At 53.2% G+C, this 15342-nt stretch carries 19 protein-coding genes; 10 read left to right on the forward strand and 9 right to left on the reverse strand.

The window, feature by feature from the left end; all coding sequences use genetic code 11:
• Position 1: 1 nt before the first annotated feature.
• Positions 2–1630 (reverse strand): PTS transporter subunit IIBC, encoded by a 1629-nt coding sequence (locus EVJ21_RS11725; RefSeq protein WP_131465955.1) that lies wholly within the window; start codon positions 1628–1630, stop codon positions 2–4.
• Positions 1631–1851: 221 nt separating this feature from the next.
• Here EVJ21_RS11725 and EVJ21_RS11730 point away from each other — a divergent pair, with 221 nt between their 5' ends.
• The 3 genes from EVJ21_RS11730 (at position 1852) to EVJ21_RS11740 (ending at position 3725) form a co-directional block, all read left to right on the forward strand.
• Positions 1852–2616 carry a TrmH family RNA methyltransferase gene (locus EVJ21_RS11730; protein WP_131490597.1) on the forward strand — a complete coding sequence of 255 codons (765 nt, stop codon included), beginning with the start codon at positions 1852–1854 and terminating at the stop codon, positions 2614–2616.
• Between the two features lie 58 nt (positions 2617–2674).
• Positions 2675–3130, forward strand: coding sequence for a GNAT family N-acetyltransferase (locus EVJ21_RS11735; RefSeq protein ID WP_236633530.1), 456 nt, complete (start codon positions 2675–2677; stop codon positions 3128–3130).
• 91 nt (positions 3131–3221) lie between these two features.
• Positions 3222–3725: a hypothetical protein gene (locus EVJ21_RS11740; RefSeq protein ID WP_131490598.1), complete on the forward strand. Its 504-nt coding sequence runs from the start codon at positions 3222–3224 to the stop codon at positions 3723–3725.
• A 33-nt stretch (positions 3726–3758) separates the two neighbouring features.
• Here EVJ21_RS11740 and EVJ21_RS11745 read toward each other — a convergent pair whose 3' ends face one another.
• Entirely contained in the window at positions 3759–4268 is a 510-nt protein-coding gene (locus EVJ21_RS11745; RefSeq protein WP_070328327.1) for a hypothetical protein, read from the reverse strand.
• A 115-nt stretch (positions 4269–4383) separates the two neighbouring features.
• On the opposite strand from EVJ21_RS11745, the gene EVJ21_RS11750 reads away from it, so the two are divergent.
• Positions 4384–5040: a TVP38/TMEM64 family protein gene (locus tag EVJ21_RS11750; protein ID WP_131465962.1), complete on the forward strand. Its 657-nt coding sequence runs from the start codon at positions 4384–4386 to the stop codon at positions 5038–5040.
• A gap of 31 nt (positions 5041–5071) precedes the next feature.
• Here the strand turns inward: EVJ21_RS11750 and queF are convergent, their stop codons facing one another.
• The 4 genes from queF to queC are packed head-to-tail and all read right to left on the reverse strand — an operon-like array spanning position 5072 to position 7363.
• Entirely contained in the window at positions 5072–5560 is a 489-nt protein-coding gene (queF, locus tag EVJ21_RS11755; protein ID WP_070328325.1) for a preQ(1) synthase, read from the reverse strand.
• Positions 5561–5571: 11 nt separating this feature from the next.
• Positions 5572–6267 carry a 7-carboxy-7-deazaguanine synthase QueE gene (gene queE / locus EVJ21_RS11760; RefSeq protein ID WP_201739013.1) on the reverse strand — a complete coding sequence of 232 codons (696 nt, stop codon included), beginning with the start codon at positions 6265–6267 and terminating at the stop codon, positions 5572–5574.
• Positions 6267–6722, reverse strand: a complete 456-nt coding sequence (queD, locus tag EVJ21_RS11765) for a 6-carboxytetrahydropterin synthase QueD (protein WP_016509716.1) — start codon at positions 6720–6722, stop codon at positions 6267–6269. Before queD ends, queE begins: the two co-directional genes overlap by 1 nt.
• Positions 6719–7363, reverse strand: coding sequence for a 7-cyano-7-deazaguanine synthase QueC (gene queC, locus EVJ21_RS11770; protein ID WP_035386372.1), 645 nt, complete (start codon positions 7361–7363; stop codon positions 6719–6721). The genes queD and queC overlap by 4 nt, the downstream gene beginning before the upstream one ends.
• 208 nt (positions 7364–7571) lie before the next feature.
• On the opposite strand from queC, the gene nhaC reads away from it, so the two are divergent.
• From nhaC to EVJ21_RS11795, 5 genes are all read left to right on the forward strand, one after another.
• Positions 7572–8948, forward strand: coding sequence for a Na+/H+ antiporter NhaC (gene nhaC / locus EVJ21_RS11775; protein WP_131444130.1), 1377 nt, complete (start codon positions 7572–7574; stop codon positions 8946–8948).
• Between the two features lie 80 nt (positions 8949–9028).
• Positions 9029–9619 carry a DNA-3-methyladenine glycosylase gene (locus tag EVJ21_RS11780; protein ID WP_131490600.1) on the forward strand — a complete coding sequence of 197 codons (591 nt, stop codon included), beginning with the start codon at positions 9029–9031 and terminating at the stop codon, positions 9617–9619.
• Positions 9620–9690: 71 nt separating this feature from the next.
• Positions 9691–10203 (forward strand): type 1 glutamine amidotransferase domain-containing protein, encoded by a 513-nt coding sequence (locus EVJ21_RS11785; RefSeq protein WP_131490601.1) that lies wholly within the window; start codon positions 9691–9693, stop codon positions 10201–10203.
• Between the two features lie 131 nt (positions 10204–10334).
• The gene (locus tag EVJ21_RS11790; protein WP_131490602.1) at positions 10335–11462 is read left to right on the forward strand and encodes an MFS transporter; all 1128 of its coding nucleotides are present in this window, start codon (positions 10335–10337) and stop codon (positions 11460–11462) included.
• A gap of 141 nt (positions 11463–11603) precedes the next feature.
• On the forward strand, positions 11604–12437 hold the full coding sequence (locus EVJ21_RS11795) for an undecaprenyl-diphosphate phosphatase (RefSeq protein WP_070328320.1): 834 nt from the start codon (positions 11604–11606) through the stop codon (positions 12435–12437).
• Between the two features lie 166 nt (positions 12438–12603).
• On the opposite strand, the gene bshB2 is transcribed toward EVJ21_RS11795, so the two are convergent.
• From bshB2 to pdxK, 3 genes are read right to left on the reverse strand one after another with little or no spacing between them, the layout of a single operon-like run.
• Entirely contained in the window at positions 12604–13257 is a 654-nt protein-coding gene (gene bshB2 / locus EVJ21_RS11800) for a bacillithiol biosynthesis deacetylase BshB2 (protein WP_016509728.1), read from the reverse strand.
• On the reverse strand, positions 13254–13625 hold the full coding sequence (locus tag EVJ21_RS11805) for a YojF family protein (RefSeq protein WP_016509734.1): 372 nt from the start codon (positions 13623–13625) through the stop codon (positions 13254–13256). Before EVJ21_RS11805 ends, bshB2 begins: the two co-directional genes overlap by 4 nt.
• A 56-nt stretch (positions 13626–13681) precedes the next feature.
• Positions 13682–14506, reverse strand: a complete 825-nt coding sequence (gene pdxK, locus EVJ21_RS11810; RefSeq protein ID WP_131490603.1) for a pyridoxine/pyridoxal/pyridoxamine kinase — start codon at positions 14504–14506, stop codon at positions 13682–13684.
• A gap of 186 nt (positions 14507–14692) precedes the next feature.
• Here pdxK and cbpA point away from each other — a divergent pair, with 186 nt between their 5' ends.
• Positions 14693–15328, forward strand: a complete 636-nt coding sequence (gene cbpA, locus EVJ21_RS11815; RefSeq protein ID WP_070328318.1) for a cyclic di-AMP binding protein CbpA — start codon at positions 14693–14695, stop codon at positions 15326–15328.
• Positions 15329–15342 lie beyond the last annotated feature (14 nt).

Raw genomic sequence — 15342 nt, forward strand, 5'->3', positions numbered from 1 at the left:
ATTATGCACCGATGACGTCTTGAATGTCAGACTTCAACACGTCGGCTTTCGGGCCGTAGATTGCTTGGACACCGCGGTCTTTCAAGATAAGACCCATGGCGCCGTTCTTTTTCCATTCGCGCTCTTCTGAGACGAGCGACATATCTTTCACTGTGACACGAAGACGTGTCATGCATGCATCGACGTCCTCGATGTTATCTTCCCCACCGAGTAGAGCGATAATCCCCATGACCTGCTCGTTGCCGGTCACCGTCGATTGCTCTGTCGCTTCTTCCATATAGTTGCCGTTACGTCCAGGCGTCGGCAAGTTCATCTTCTTGATGAAGAAGTTGAACACCCCGAAGTTGATGAAGAAGAACGCAGCCGAGACGAGGAAGAAGTTGATCAAGTCTTGCAGGAGTCCGGCTTTGATGATCATCGGGATCCGCGTCAATAGCTCGATCGCACCGAACGCGTGGACACGAAGGTCGATAATGTCCGCCAAGGCGAAGGCGGCACCGGCCATGAGTGCATACATGACGTAAAGGACTGGAGCGACGAACATGAACATGAACTCGATCGGCTCAGTGACACCCGTCAAGAAGACGGCGAGACCGGCCGAGAGGAACATCGGCTTGTACTGGGCTTTCTTGTCCTCATCGACGTTACGGTACATCGCATAAGCGGCACCGATGAGTGCCGCGAACGACAAGATGACTTGACCGACTTTGAAACGGGCCGGTACGACGTCAGCGAGCAGCGTGTTATAAGCAGCCGTATCCCCAGCGGCGCGAAGGTTGACGAGGTCCGTCACCCAAGCTAACCAAAGCGGATCTTGACCGGCGACGACTGAACCAGCTGTCGCGCCCGTTAAAATCGTGTACGTGCCACCGAGCTCCGTGTAGTTCATCGGGACGGTGAGCATGTGGTGGAGACCGAACGGTAACAACAGACGTTCGAGCGCACCGTAGATGAACGGCGCGAGGACCGGTGCCGTGTCACGTGACGTGGCAATCCATTGGCCGAAGCTGTTGAGTGCCCCTTGAATCGTTGGCCAGATGATCGACAGCGCGATCGCCGCGACGACCGAACCGAGGATGACGACGAACGGGACGAACCGTTTCCCGTTGAAGAACGACAAGGCGTTCGGCAATTTACTGAAGTTATAGAACCGGTTATAAAGTGCACCACCGAGGAAACCGGCGATGATCCCGACGAACACACCCATGTTCAGGGCAGGTGAACCGAGGACTGATGTGAAGTAATCAGCGACGACGAGGTCGGCCCCAAAGAGGGATTGGACTGTCGCTTCCGGGTCTTGGAGCATAGCACCGTTGACGTTAAAGATGGCGCCTGTGACACGGTTGATCAAAATAAAGGCGATCAGTGCGGCGAACGCACCGCCGGCCTTGTCTTTCGCCCACGAGCCACCGATGGCGACCGCGAACAAGATATGTAAGTTGACGATGATGCCCCAACCTAAGTCTTCGATGATGCGTGCCGTCGTGAGCAAGATGCTGACGTCTCCGGCTGACATGCCGATCAATTTACCGATTGAGATCATGAGTCCTGCTGCCGGCATAACGGCGATAACGACCATCAAGGCCTTACCGAGTTTTTGCCAAAAATCAAATGAGATGAGCTGTTTCATGCTATACGCTTCCTTCCTGTTCGGAACTTTTTCTCTGTTAAGAACGATCGTCAATGCAATCGCTTGCATTAATGATTGTAATCGATTGCATAAATTTGTGCAACCGGTTTCCTAAAATTCATAAATTTTCATGGAAGGATGAAAATACGCTGTTTTACGACGTCGCTTGTCAGTCGAAACGAATCCCGCTAAAATACTAGAGGTTGAAAGGGGCGAGAAGAATGGGATGGAGACAGACGACATCAGCATTGTCAAAAGAAGAGCAGGCCACGTTGCTTGAAGAGTTGTTACGAGCGGGCGTGATGAAAGAAGAGGATCGGCTCTTGTTCTCGATGCTTATGCCAGACCGCGTCAAGCGGATGCAAGACGTATTGAACACGCGGACGAATCACATCACGGTATTGACCGAGGGCGTTGACGATCCGCACAATCAGTCGGCCGTATTGCGTTCGGCGGACGCGTTCGGTGTGCAGACGCTTCACGTCGTCGAAGGACGGGCCAAGTTCAAACCGAACTCGATTATCGCCAAGAGTGCCGATCGCTGGGTCGACGTCGTCGAACACGCTTCCATCGAAGAAGCGATCGATCAGTTGAAAGCGGACGGCTATCAAATACTCGCGACGGCGCTCAGCGAAGAGGCGATCCCGCTCGAAGACGTTGACGTGTCAAAACCGACCGTGCTCTTATTCGGGAACGAGCATCACGGTGTGTCGGAGCAGGCACTCGCGAAAGCGGACGGGAATTACGTCATCCCGATGCAAGGTTATGTCCAAAGTTTAAATATCTCGGTCGCTGCCGCCATCTCGCTTTATGACGTGACGACGCGGGCCCGTCATATCGTGACGGAAGGGTACGGACTATCGATCGAGGACAAACAACGTGTGTTCAAAAACTGGATGGTGCGGAGCCTCCCGAAACGTTCGCTCGGGGTGTACAAACAAAAAGGTTTGAACGCATTTGAGCGAGAAACAGGAAAATCCGAGTAGATGGCGAAATAAACAGGCGTACGAGTAACTTGTCCATATTTCGAAAGGGGATGGAAAGATGAGTACGACCAGTTCATTTATCGTGAAAGATGTGACGACGAACTTTAGCGAGTTTGAAGAGGAATTCTTCAACCTGTATCGCCATCTGTACGGCGACATCGACCAACTTCGTTTTAAAGAACGACTGTACCGCCATGCCAACCCGCTCGTGTTACTCGCATTTTCTGACGACCGGCCCGTCGGATTCAAGATCGGCTACGAGGCTGAGCCATATCGCTTCTATAGCTGGGCTGGCGGCGTGCATCCTGAGTTCCAAAAGTACGGGATCGGCCGCAAGTTGATGGATACGCAACTCGAATGGGTGAAAGCGCAAGGATTCCACTCGATTCGGACGAAAGCGCGCAACACGAACAAAGGTGTCATCATTTTGAACCTGCTCTGTGGCTACGACATCATGGGGGCGTACACGGAAGATGGCGCACCGCGCATCATGATGGAGAAACAATTGAACTGACAGTTGAGCCGTGGCGAGTGCCGCGGCTTTTTTTGTAGGCATGAAACCAAATGAAGCGGCGTCCGTATATAGGAAAAAAGGGGGAGACATTATGGTCAACACGTTCGCATTCGGGGAAGAAGTATACATCGATTCGACAGGGATGGGAGATTCGTTTTTTAGTGGGATGTTCAGTATTTTTCCGATTTTTATTATCGGCATTCTAACCGTGATTATAATCGCTATTATAAGCATGATTCGCCAAGTGACGAAGACGAAGGGCCTATTGAAAGATATGCAACGCTTCGCGACGGAGCTCGCCGACCATCCGGACGACGAGGCGGCGAACCGGCTCGCGGATTATTTGCGGGACGTGGCGTCGTTCCCGGTCGATCGGACATACATGGAGCCGTTCCGGGTGGCACTCGGCAGCTATCAGTTGGTTATGGAGTCGCCGCATGTGAACGATGGGACGAAGGAGCGGGTCGACCGCCAATATAAGCGGCTCGGTATTTTGGACGGCGAGAAGTTCGCCGATGAGCCGGCGCCGAGACGTCGGTCTGGTTCGCGCCATCATGACCACCACAATCATCATAACGACCATCATCACATGTAAAACGCGCCGGGAAGGTCCCGGCGCGTTTTTAGCTTACATATATCGGCTCGCATCAAAATCGATTTCGGTTCGGTGATTGGCCGCATCGATAGCGCTTGAGATACGGTTGGCCCGTTTCTCGACGTCGAGCGCCTTCAGACGGTACAGTTCCGGATCATAAAGCGCGTGCTTGATGACAGAAGTGCCTTCACCGTGACCCGATTGAAATTCGCGTTTCGGACGTTCGGCCAAGTCTTGATACATCCGAGCCTGAGCTCGCAACTGAACGGCGAACTCGATCGCCTCGACGAGCGGGAGCGGTCCATCGTTCGTCTCGATGACGTTATGCAAGTGCGCTTCACAGACGAGGCGGTCGAGACGACGCATGTCGGTCCGAATCGATTGGAGCTCGACCTCGATATCTTCGAGCGAGCGGGATTGGATCGTCGGGAGCGGCTCATCCTTCTCGAGCTCGATGAACGCGACCCGTTCGACTTCTTGTAACAACTTATCAATCTGCTTCAAGAGCAGGTGTTTCAATTTGATGGCATCTGCCAGGTACATTGGGATTCCTCCTTCTGCTTTTTCTAACCGTACCACACTGTGATTCCTAAAAAAAGGAAGGCGTTACTTTTTCGAGGTGAGGCGATATGATGAAAGAAAGAGGGGAGGTCGACCGATGAACAAGTGGAAAACACAATGGGTCATTGCCGTCGTTTTGCTCGTATTCGGGACAGCGACGTTTCTCTATCAGTGGATCGACTTGCGACCGGGGGAGATCCGAGACTATATCGTTCAATTCGGTTGGCTCGCCCCGCTCATTTATATTTTATTGTTCACCGTTCGCCCGTTGATTTTATTTCCGACGTCCGTCTTGTCGGTTGCGGGCGGGTTGGCGTTCGGGACGCTGCCCGGTGTCGTCTATACGGTCATCGGTGCCACGCTCAGCGCACTCGTCGCTTATTATGTAGCGGTTCGCTTCGGAGACCGGTTTCTGCGCCATTTCGAATCGAGCGATTATGAGAAGATTCAGCACAAAATCGAAGAAGACGGATTCTTTTACGTCTTGATCTTACGATTGATCCCGCTCGTCAACTTTGATTTGGTCAGTTATGCCTCAGGTTTGGCGAAAGTGCGACTCCCAGCTTATGTCTTCGCGACCTCGGTCGGTATGATTCCGGGGGCGTTCGCTAATAATTTTCTCGGTAGTAGCCTCGCGAGCGGGGATATGAAGCTGGTCATCCTCGCGCTCGCTGTCTTTGTCGTGTTGACACTCGTCGCGACCGTGTTCCGCGAACCAATCAAGCAACAAATCAACCGTTACAAAAAGAAGTAGGCGCTCAATTGGATGAGCGCCTACTTTTTGCTTAACGGTTGTCGACCGTCTCAGGGTACAAGTCGTGGTTGAACAGGCGATGTTCGGCCATTTGCTCGTACTTCGTGCCCGGCTTGCCGTAGTTGTAGTACGGGTCGATCGAGATGCCGCCGCGGGGCGTGAACTTGCCCCACACTTCGAGGTAGCGCGGTTCCATCAGCTTGACGAGATCTTTCCCGATGACGTTGATGCAGTTTTCGTGGAAGTCGCCGTGGTTACGGAAGCTGAATAAATAAAGCTTGAGTGACTTCGACTCGACGAGTTTTTCGTCCGGAATGTACGAGATGTAGATCGTCGCAAAGTCCGGCTGATTCGTGATCGGACAGAGCGATGTGAATTCCGGTGCGTTGAACTTCACGAAATAATCGTTTTCCGGATGCCGGTTCGGGAACGCCTCGAGCACGTCCGGGGCGTATTCAAAAATGTATGGGACGCTCTTCTGGCCGAGGAGTGACAAGTCTTGTAAGTCTTCTGGTCTCATATTCATTCTCCTTAGACGCCACGTTCGTTGGCGTACAGTAATGTGTGTAGCTGCGGCAAGACACGGACGCTTTGCCATGACGGGTCACGCGCGACGTCTTCCCACAACTCTTTCAAACGTCTGAGCTGCGCGTCGGTGATGTCACCGTCCGCCCCGGGCTCAGGGTTGCCGGCCGACAAGTACATGACGTCCGGGGTGTAGCGGGTTTGGACGTCTTTCGCATAGGCGAGATCGACCTCATCGAACACGGCGATTTTAAACGTCGTCTGTTCGGGACGCAGCCGTTCGACGATGGCGTCGAGTTTTTCCCAATCGGTCGTCATGCCGGACGACGGTGGTTTCGGGCTGAGTGTCACGTCGTCGATGTCTTGGAGCCAGTCTTGATACCGGCTACCTTGTGTCTCGACGGCGAGTTTGACGCCGCGTGCCTTCAACTTTTCGACCAAATCTTTCATACCGGCGATGAGGAGCGGGTTGCCGCCTGAGATCGTGACGTAATCGTACATCCCGAGTGCGTCAAGGCGCTCGATCACTTCGTCAGCCGAGAGCATGTCGGGTTTTTCCGAACCGTCCCAGGTGAAGGCGGAGTCGCACCAGGCGCAGCGATAATCGCAACCGGCGGTCCGGACGAACATCGTCTTCTGTCCGATGGCGCGGCCTTCACCTTGAAACGTCGGCCCGAACACTTCGAGGACAGGGATCTTCATCAGTCCACCAGCCATTCGCGCCGGAACTCGGCGTAGGACGTCGGTGTCTCATAAAGGCGGACGAATTCGACGCGGACGTCGCGTTCGTCAGGCAAGTGCTTAGCGAGCTGATCGAAAATCCAGTAGCACATGTTTTCTGCTGTCGTATTCATATATGGAAGGGACTCATTTAAATAGCGGTGGTCGAGATACGGTTCGAGCTCTTCTTTAAAGATGGCTTTCAAGTCACCGAAGTCGAGCGTCATCCCACGATTGTCGAGAAAACCGCTGATCCCCATTTGAAGTTTGTACGTATGTCCGTGGAGCGCTCGGCACTTCCCATCGTAATCAAACAAGTGATGGGCCGCATCGAACGTCACTTCTTTGACGATTTGGACGCGGTGCGGGCAGTAGATGAGCGAGCCGTCTTGTTTGGCCTCGACGCTCGTCGGGGCGAGGAATGGGGCGTGTTTCATACGCGTACCTCCTCGTATGCAGCGAGCCCGTTTTGACGGAGTACACACGCCGGACATTCGCCGCAGCCTGAACCGAGTACACCGTTATAGCAGGTGAGGGTCCGCTCTTTGATGAAGTCGAACGCTCCGAGCCGGTCCGCGAGTTCCCACGTCTGCTTTTTATCGAGCCACATGAGCGGCGTATCGATGACGAACGGGTAGTCCATCGCTAAGTTGAGCGTCACGTTCAATGATTTGACGAATTGGTCGCGACAGTCCGGGTAGCCCGAGAAGTCGGTCTCACAGACGCCGGTGATGATGTGATGCATACCGAGTTGTTTGGCCATGACGGCCGCAAAAGATAAGAATAAATGGTTGCGTCCATCGACGAACGTATTTGGGACGTCCGCATTGTCGATGTCGAGATCATGTCTCGTCAACGCGTTTGAGGTGAGTTGTCCGAGTAAGGACAAATCGAGGATGTGGTGCGGGACATCGAGTTCGGCCGCGATCTCTTTCGCGACCTCGATTTCCGCATCATGGCGCTGCCCGTAGGCGAACGTCACGGCTTCCACATGAGAGAATTGTTGTTTTGCCCAAAACAGGCAAGTGGTTGAATCTTGACCGCCACTGAAGACGACCAATGCTTTTTCGTGTTGCAACGTGCACACTTCCTTTTTCGCTAGTTTTGATGTCGGAGGAGGTTACGAACTCCGGAGGTCACCCTCGAGCGTTTACTTTACCATAAAAAGACGTTTGACAGGGAAAAGAGAAGTAGGTATAGTAAAGAACATCACTGACACACTTTCATGCATAAAAGCGTTTAAGCGGTTAGGTAGAAAATAATGGAACTGAAAGGAGGGGACGTCGATGCAGATGAAAGGGAAAGAGGCTGTATTCGTCGTGCTGATGAGCGGGATTTCCTTGCTCGCACTGATGTTTTTGGCCAAAGCGACGCCACATATGGCGATCTTTGGCACAATGGTACTAATAGGGGGATACGCGTATTATCGTACGCGCGACTTTAAACGCATCGAGACCGCGATGATCAACGGGATTCGTGAAGCGATTATGCCGATCATGATTTTATTGTTGATCGGGATGCTGATCGGAGTATGGCAAATGTCTGGCACGGTGGCGACGATCCTCTCCATCGGTTTAAATACAATCTCAGCCCAGTGGTTCTTACCGAGCGTGCTTCTCATCACGATGATCGTGTCATCGTTCACGGGCAGTGCCTTCACGACGGTCGGTACCGTCGGGGTCGCCTTGTTCGGGATCGGGATGGCACTCGGGATTTCCCCGGCGCTCGCCGCCGGAGCCATCGTGTCAGGTGCGCTCTTCGGTGACAAGATGAGTCCGCTATCGGATACGACGAACTTCGCACCGGCTGTGGCTGGTGTCAAACTGTTCGACCATATCCGCTTCATGATGGGGACGACCGTTCCCGCGATTGTAATCACACTCATCTTATTCACAGTTCTCGGACGCGGCGGTCAAGCAGCCGACACGACGCAAATCGCGGAAGCACAGACGGCACTCGCCGGACGGTTCAACTTGTCATGGTTGACACTGCTCGCCCCGGTCCTCGTCGCCGTGCTCGCCTTCCGTCGGATGCCGGTATTGCCGACGATGCTCGTCGGGATGTTCGCCGGTGTGTTGACGGCCGGGTTCGTCCAAGGTAATTGGAACGTCTCGAACTGGTTCGGTGTCATGCAGGCCGGATTCAAGTCGGGCGTCGAGAACGAGACGATCGCGGCCGTGCTCGATCGCGGTGGCCTTGAATCGATGCTTTGGTCGGTCAGCCTCGTGTTGATTGCCCTCGCCTTCGGTGGACTGCTCCGTGAGCTGGGCGTGTTCCAAGCCATCGTCGATGCGTTACTAGAGCGTCTGAAGTCACCAGGCAGCTCGGTGCTGTCAGTCGTGCTCAGCTCGATTGGCGTCAACTTGCTCGCCGGTGAGCAGTACTTGTCGATCTTGCTCCCGGGGCAAGCGTTCAAACAAGGATTTATCGACCGCGGCATCGACCCACGTTACTTGTCGCGTGCGCTTGAAGACGGCGGGACGGTCATCAACCCGCTCATTCCTTGGGGTGTGTCCGGTGCCTTCTTCGCCGCGACACTCGGCGTGCCGGTGCTCGAATACGCACCGTTCGCGTTCTTCCTTTGGCTCAGCCCGATCTTCTCGATCGTGCTCGGTTACGTGAAGTTGGGGAAGCAGCGTGATGCGATCAAGCTCGCATCGTAATGAAAGTGATGTCCTGAACGCGTTCAGGGCATCTTTTTTGTGTCGCCAAGCCTCGTTTGAGAAAATAAGGACGAGGAGGGATGACGATGAAACGGCTCGACCCATCATTTTATGAACAACCGACGCTCGAACTGGCCCGGTCGTTGCTCGGACACTATCTCGTCCATGATCATCTCGACGGACAGATCATTGGCAAGATTGTCGAGACGGAGGCGTATCTCGGGGCGGTCGATCAGGCAGCCCACAGTTTTGGCGGCAGACGGACGAATCGGACCGAGATCATGTTCGGGCAGTCTGGACATGTATACACGTATCAAATGCACACGCATACGCTCTTGAACGTCGTCAGCGGTCCGATCGGCTCACCGGAAGCCGTGTTGATCCGGGCAATCGAACCCGTCGTCGGGCAGGAGTTAATTGAATTCAATCGTCCTGGCATCAAACGGTTCGACCGGACGAACGGACCCGGTAAACTGACGAAGGCGCTCGGGATCACGATGGACTTGTACGGACACTCGCTCCAACATGAACCGCTCTATATTATCGAAGGGGACGGTGTGAACGAGATTGAGGCCGGTCCGCGCATCGGTATCCCGAACAGCGGCGAGGCGCGTGACTATGCGTACCGCTTCTTCGAGCGGGACAATCCGTACGTCTCAAAATTCCGCTGAATGTTTAACGGTCCGTGACGGGTGGAACAGTCCTTATGTGCATAAAACAAAAATTAGGGAGTGTTTCCGATATGGCAAAAGTAGCAACGCTAATCACGAATATGTTTGAAGACGTAGAGTTCACAGGTCCACGCGACGCATTGGTGGAGGCGGGGCACGAAGTTGTCACGATCGAAAAGGCAGCCGGTAACACCGTCGAAGGCAAACAAGGCGAGGCAAAAGTCACGATCGACAAAAGTGTCGACGACGTGTCTCCAGAAGACTTTGACGCTCTGCTCTTACCAGGCGGATTCTCACCTGACTTGTTGCGCGAAGACGAACGTTTCGTCCAGTTCGCGAAAGCGTTCATGGATGCGAAGAAGCCGGTATTCGCTATCTGTCACGGGCCGCAACTGTTGATCACGGCGAAGACGCTCGAAGGCCGCGACGCGACCGGGTACAAGTCGATTAAAGTCGACATGGAGTATGCCGGTGCGAAGTATGCCGACAAAGAAGTCGTCGTCTGCCAAAATCAGCTCGTCACGAGCCGTCAACCGGACGACATTCCGGCGTTTAACCGTGAGATGCTCAACCTATTAAAATAATCTATCGGCCACGGACATGTTCCGTGGCTTTTTTGTGGAATCGGGAATAGGTAAACAAGGAGGAGATCATGATGAGACGAAGAGCACGGTCCCCTAGCTAAGTCCGTCGAAACGTAGGGTTGCTTGGTGCGATGCGCTGGTTTGAGGCGTTGATTCCGGCCTATACGATTGAACGTCTGTTTTGGGAGTCGCGCGGCATCACGATTCAAGAAGTGGTCTACACGGAAATCGTCTATGCCGTCATCGTCGTGTTCCTTGAAGTGCCGACCGGCGTCTTAGCCGACCGCTGGGAACGACGACGTCTGCTGCAAATCGGCATTGCGCTCGAATGGCTATCGTTTATTGTGTTGTTGCTGTCGTTTTCGTTGATTGGGTTTGTCTTGGCGATTAGTTTGTCCGCCATCGGGGCGGTGCTGCGCAGCGGGTCCGAGAACGCTTTGTTGTATGAAACGCTCGAGCAAGACGGAGATACGGATGCGTTTGAGCGATTGCTAGGTCGCCTGAATGCCATCGGGCTCGTCGCGGCCGTCATCGCCGCCTTTAGCGGAAGTTTGCTCGCGACCAAGTTTCCGTTTGAGTTCAACTACATGCTATCGCTTGTGAGCCTGTTCATCGCGACGATGTGCAGTCTATTGCTCGTCGAACCGAGACGGGTGGTCCACGAAGAAGCGGTGACATGGCGGCAGTTAAAGGCTGGTTTCCGCTTCATTTGGAACGACAAGTCACTGCTCATGCTGACCGGGTCGTTCGTGTTGGTCGTTAGTGCATTCAATTTCGTGGATGAGTTTTGGCAGCTGTACGCGCGTGACGTCAATGTCCCGATCTACTGGTTCGGGGCGGTCTCAACCGTACTGTTGCTCATTCAAATTCCCGGTCAACTGCTTGCCCCGGTGTTATTGAAAGTTGCCCCGGTCGCTCGCTGGCAACAACTCATCGCTTGGGGTATCGGGATCGGGTTTATACTGCTCGGAACGTTCCCAAATCAGTTCGGACTGCTCTGGATGGCACTGATGGCGCTACTCGTCGGGGCGGTCGAACCGCTCTACTTCGGGGTGCTCCATCGCGCTCTTCCGTCCATGATTCGAGCCACGACCGAGTCAACGGTATCGATGCTCTTGCATGGCGGGATTATCGGACTCGGTGTATTGTTCATCGGGGGTGCGGGATTGTCGCTATTTACTGCTTTCTTCGTCATCGGTTCGTTCGTGTGCGCGTGTCAAGCCGTCCTGAGTCGGGGGGTGGTCTCAAGAAGCGGCTAAGATTGCACATTAGCCGGCTTCCTTTATTGATGTAAGGGGAAAGAGGGCATTACGTCCTCTTTTTTTACGTCTTAAGACCGAGAGAGAACGTCGTCCCGTCCGTGTATGATAAAAAGCAATACTGGAGTAGGGGACAATGCAATGGAATGGTATGAATTATTCATCGGTTTTTTATTAGGCGTCGTCGAAGGATTGACGGAATTCGCGCCTGTCTCTTCGACTGGACATATGATCTTGGTCGACGATATTTGGCTCAACTCGAGTCGTTTTCTAGGTCAAGAAGTAGCCAACACGTTCAAGATCGTGATTCAGCTCGGTTCGATCTTAGCGGTCATCGTCGTTTTCAGGAGTCGGTTCAAAGCGTTATTGAATCCGAAAGAATTGCTCGCGATTCGACATGAAGGGCCGACGAAAAAGTTGAACCTGCTACATATCTTTATCGGTCTGCTCCCGGCGGCCGTGCTCGGACTCATGTTTGAGGACTACATCGACACGCATCTGTTTTCGATTAAGACGGTATTGATCGGACTCGTCATCGGTGCGTTCTTCATGATTGCCGCCGACTTGTCCGGCGTGAAACGACAAACGACGCCGACACTCGACGACATCACATACAAACAAGCGCTTGGAGTCGGCTTGATTCAATGTTTCTCGCTTTGGCCAGGCTTTTCACGTTCGGGCTCGACCATTTCGGGCGGAGTGTTGCTCGGGATGAGTCACCGGGCTGCGGCCGACTTCACGTTCATCATGGCCGTCCCGATCATGTTCGGGGCGAGCGCGCTCTCGCTTTACAGCAAGTGGAGCTATTTCACGGTCGACACGCTGCCTGTTTTCCTGATCGGTTTCGTCAGTGCGTTCTTGTTCGCGTTGCTGTCCATCAAATTCTTTTTGAAGTTGATCAACAAAGTGAAACTGACGCCGTTCGCGATTTACCGGCTCGTCTTGGCTGCCGTTATCTACGTCTTGTACTTTTAATAAAAATAACGCGTGTTCGCACACGCGTTATTGAAACTTATTACTCATTCAGTTCGTAAAACCAAGTAGAGGTGAGAACATGGGACATATCGTCGTCGTGCTAGGAACGTTGATCGGGTTAGGGACTGTAGGTTTGTTGCTGTATATGACGCGTTACGCGTTTGAATCATGAGAACGGATAATGATAGAAGCGCTCACGTTGGAGTAACTCCATGACGTGGGCGTTTTCTGCGTTGTCGATTGCACGGAGCAACCCTTCCGTCTGTGAACGGTGGGCGAGCAACGCCTCACGTTTGGCGGCACTCTCCTGACCGACTTCGATGAGGACGTGAGGTTTGCCGAGCTCATCTTCCGTCCGGTGATCAAAAGCGACACCTAAAAATTCGGGACGCTTCGCTTCGTCCATCTCTTGGAGCGCCCGGACGACCGCTCGTGCTGTCGCCTCATGGTCGGGATGGACGGCATATCCTGGATAAAATGAGATGACGCGGGTCGGTTTCACTTCGGCGATCAACTTGCTGAAGCGATTCGTCAGTTCGGTCTCGTCTTCGAATTCGACGGTCTTGTCGCGCAGTCCCCACATCCGGAGGTCGTCGATGCCCATGACGGCACAGGCGTCCTCGAGCTCGCGTTTACGGATTCTTGGTAGTTCTTCACGCGTCGTGAAGATTGGCGAGCCCATATTACGGCCCATCTCACCAAGTGTCAGACAGACGTATGTGACGGGGAATCCGTTCTTCTGATGTTGAATGATCGTTCCGGCCGAGCTGAACGCCTCATCGTCCGGGTGTGGGAAAATAACAAGTAACGGTCCGTTCATTGGCTGTCCACCTCCGATGCTCCTTGCGGGAGCGGTTTGACGTCTAGATGCAGCGCGCAGGCGAGGCGTCCGAGACGGTCGTGCCCGGCGAGCAGCAACTGTTCACCGTGTTGTTCAAAGTCGGTCAATCCTTCGACGTAGAGCCAGCCGTGATCGAGCTTTAGTCCGACTCGATACGGTCCGTCTCCTTTGATTTGACCGATACTGTACTCGATCACGACGTTACGGATAAACATCCCGGCGTTATGGAAATCCGGGTCGTTATGTGTGGCGTAAGCGCCGTTCGTCGTCTCGACGTGAGCGTATAAAGGCGTCGACACGTGTGCGTTTAAATACGTTTGAATCGTTTCAGGTTGAATCGGTTTCACGCTAGTCTCCTCCAATGGCAATAATGACCCAGGACGTTCGCCCCGGGCCACCTTGTTTATGATTGTGTTGCTAGTTTTTGACGATAACCGGTATGGTTCGTCGGCCCAACGTATTGGTTGAGGCGGAACGAGTGACGGACCGCTTCTGTAATGAACTCTTTCCCGATGCGAATCGACTCGTCGACGGAATGTCCATTCGCGAGTGATGCGGCGATGGCTGAAGAGAATGTGCAACCGCCACCGTGCGTGAAAGCAGGTTCGATCTTTTCGCTTTCGAGCAGACGGTACTCGTTACCGTCATAGAGGACGTCAAACGCCGTGTCGAACCCAAGTTTTCCACCGACTTTAACGATGACGATTTCAGCACCGAGCTCATGGATCAAGCGTGCGGCTTCTTTGATTTCTTCCATCGTCGACGGTGTCTTGTCGAGGCCAGCGAGCATACGCACTTCGAACAAGTTCGGCGTGATGATTTTGGCGACAGGGACGAGGTGCTTACGCATCGCGACGGCGACGTCCGGGTTGAGGATCTCGTCGGCTCCCTTACAAGCCATGACCGGGTCGACGACTGCGTTTTGAATGCCGTACTCTTTAATTTTACGAGCCGCGAGCTCGATGATTTCTGGAGTCGGGAGCATCCCTGTCTTGACGGCATCGACGCCGATTCCGGCGAGGACGGTGTCAATCTGCTTCTCGATCAACGTCGTATCAATCGGGAAGACTTCATGGTGCCAAGCGTTATGCGGGTTTTGGGCTACGATGACCGTGAGTGCGGTCATGCCATACACACCGAGCTCTTCCATCGTCTTCAAGTCAGCTTGAATGCCTGCACCGCCACTCGTATCTGAACCAGCGATCGTTAATGCTTTTTTCATCGTCATAGTCGTTCAATCCCCTTTGTCTGTTTGGATAGTTTCACTATAACGACTTTTAGGCGTTACGACAAATCCCATGACCGCCAAAGGTTGAATCGAAGTTTTAAAAAAGATGGCAGGATTTCAATCATATTTGGGGAATAGTAATGAATAGGGTGTAGACCACTTTTAATTTGCTAGGAGGAAAACCGCATGTTAGTGCATAGCTTATGCATTCCAAAAAAAGACGTCGTCACAATCAGTGAAAAGGCGACGTTACGTGAAGCGCTCGATACGCTTGAAAAGACAGGATACCGCTGTGTCCCTGTCCTCGATGAGACGGGAATATTTTTCCGCGGTAACATTTATAAGATGCATATTTACCGTCACGGAATGAGTGGCGCGAGCCTTGACGACAACGTCATGGAATTGATTAAAAATACGCAGAAATACGTCCACGAGTCGGACGGATTCTTCAAAGTCTTCTTCTCGATCAAAGAGTTACCGTATATCGCGGTCCTAAAAGACGAGAGCAATGAATTTTACGGCATTTTGCCACACGGGAAGATGCTCGGCATGCTCGAAGAGGCGTGGAGCCGTGACACAGGCAGCTACGTCGTCACGATCGCACTTAGCGAGCAGGTAGGTGCGCTCGAGAAAATCACGAAAGTCGTCAGCAAATACTCGTCTATCGCGAGTTTGATGACGCTCGACGCGAAGAGTAAAGTCCTTCGCCGTGTTTTGATCACGTTGCCGCCTGACTGTGATGAGCCGAAGAAAGACAAGATCGTCGCCAAACTCGAACAAAAAGGGTTCCGCGTCGTCGAAGTCGAAAACTTGAACAACTGACGAAAGACCTTCCT

It is taken from the genome of Exiguobacterium sp. SH0S2 (assembly GCF_004337185.1).
GTDB lineage: Bacteria > Bacillota > Bacilli > Exiguobacteriales > Exiguobacteriaceae > Exiguobacterium > Exiguobacterium aurantiacum_A.

Coding starts and splice junctions, on each gene's coding strand:
- queE (WP_201739013.1), bottom strand. CDS start 6,267: ATGAAGATCCCTGTCCTCGAAGTGTTCGGGCCGACGTTTCAAGGTGAA.
- EVJ21_RS11795 (WP_070328320.1), top strand. CDS start 11,604: ATGGAATGGTATGAATTATTCATCGGTTTTTTATTAGGCGTCGTCGAA.
- EVJ21_RS11740 (WP_131490598.1), top strand. CDS start 3,222: ATGGTCAACACGTTCGCATTCGGGGAAGAAGTATACATCGATTCGACA.
- EVJ21_RS11735 (WP_236633530.1), top strand. CDS start 2,675: ATGAGTACGACCAGTTCATTTATCGTGAAAGATGTGACGACGAACTTT.
- nhaC (WP_131444130.1), top strand. CDS start 7,572: ATGCAGATGAAAGGGAAAGAGGCTGTATTCGTCGTGCTGATGAGCGGG.
- EVJ21_RS11730 (WP_131490597.1), top strand. CDS start 1,852: ATGGGATGGAGACAGACGACATCAGCATTGTCAAAAGAAGAGCAGGCC.
- EVJ21_RS11725 (WP_131465955.1), bottom strand. CDS start 1,630: ATGAAACAGCTCATCTCATTTGATTTTTGGCAAAAACTCGGTAAGGCC.
- bshB2 (WP_016509728.1), bottom strand. CDS start 13,257: ATGAACGGACCGTTACTTGTTATTTTCCCACACCCGGACGATGAGGCG.
- EVJ21_RS11745 (WP_070328327.1), bottom strand. CDS start 4,268: ATGTACCTGGCAGATGCCATCAAATTGAAACACCTGCTCTTGAAGCAG.
- queD (WP_016509716.1), bottom strand. CDS start 6,722: ATGAAACACGCCCCATTCCTCGCCCCGACGAGCGTCGAGGCCAAACAA.
- pdxK (WP_131490603.1), bottom strand. CDS start 14,506: ATGACGATGAAAAAAGCATTAACGATCGCTGGTTCAGATACGAGTGGC.
- cbpA (WP_070328318.1), top strand. CDS start 14,693: ATGTTAGTGCATAGCTTATGCATTCCAAAAAAAGACGTCGTCACAATC.
- queF (WP_070328325.1), bottom strand. CDS start 5,560: ATGAGACCAGAAGACTTACAAGACTTGTCACTCCTCGGCCAGAAGAGC.
- EVJ21_RS11785 (WP_131490601.1), top strand. CDS start 9,691: ATGGCAAAAGTAGCAACGCTAATCACGAATATGTTTGAAGACGTAGAG.
- EVJ21_RS11780 (WP_131490600.1), top strand. CDS start 9,029: ATGACGATGAAACGGCTCGACCCATCATTTTATGAACAACCGACGCTC.
- EVJ21_RS11790 (WP_131490602.1), top strand. CDS start 10,335: ATGCGCTGGTTTGAGGCGTTGATTCCGGCCTATACGATTGAACGTCTG.
- EVJ21_RS11750 (WP_131465962.1), top strand. CDS start 4,384: ATGAACAAGTGGAAAACACAATGGGTCATTGCCGTCGTTTTGCTCGTA.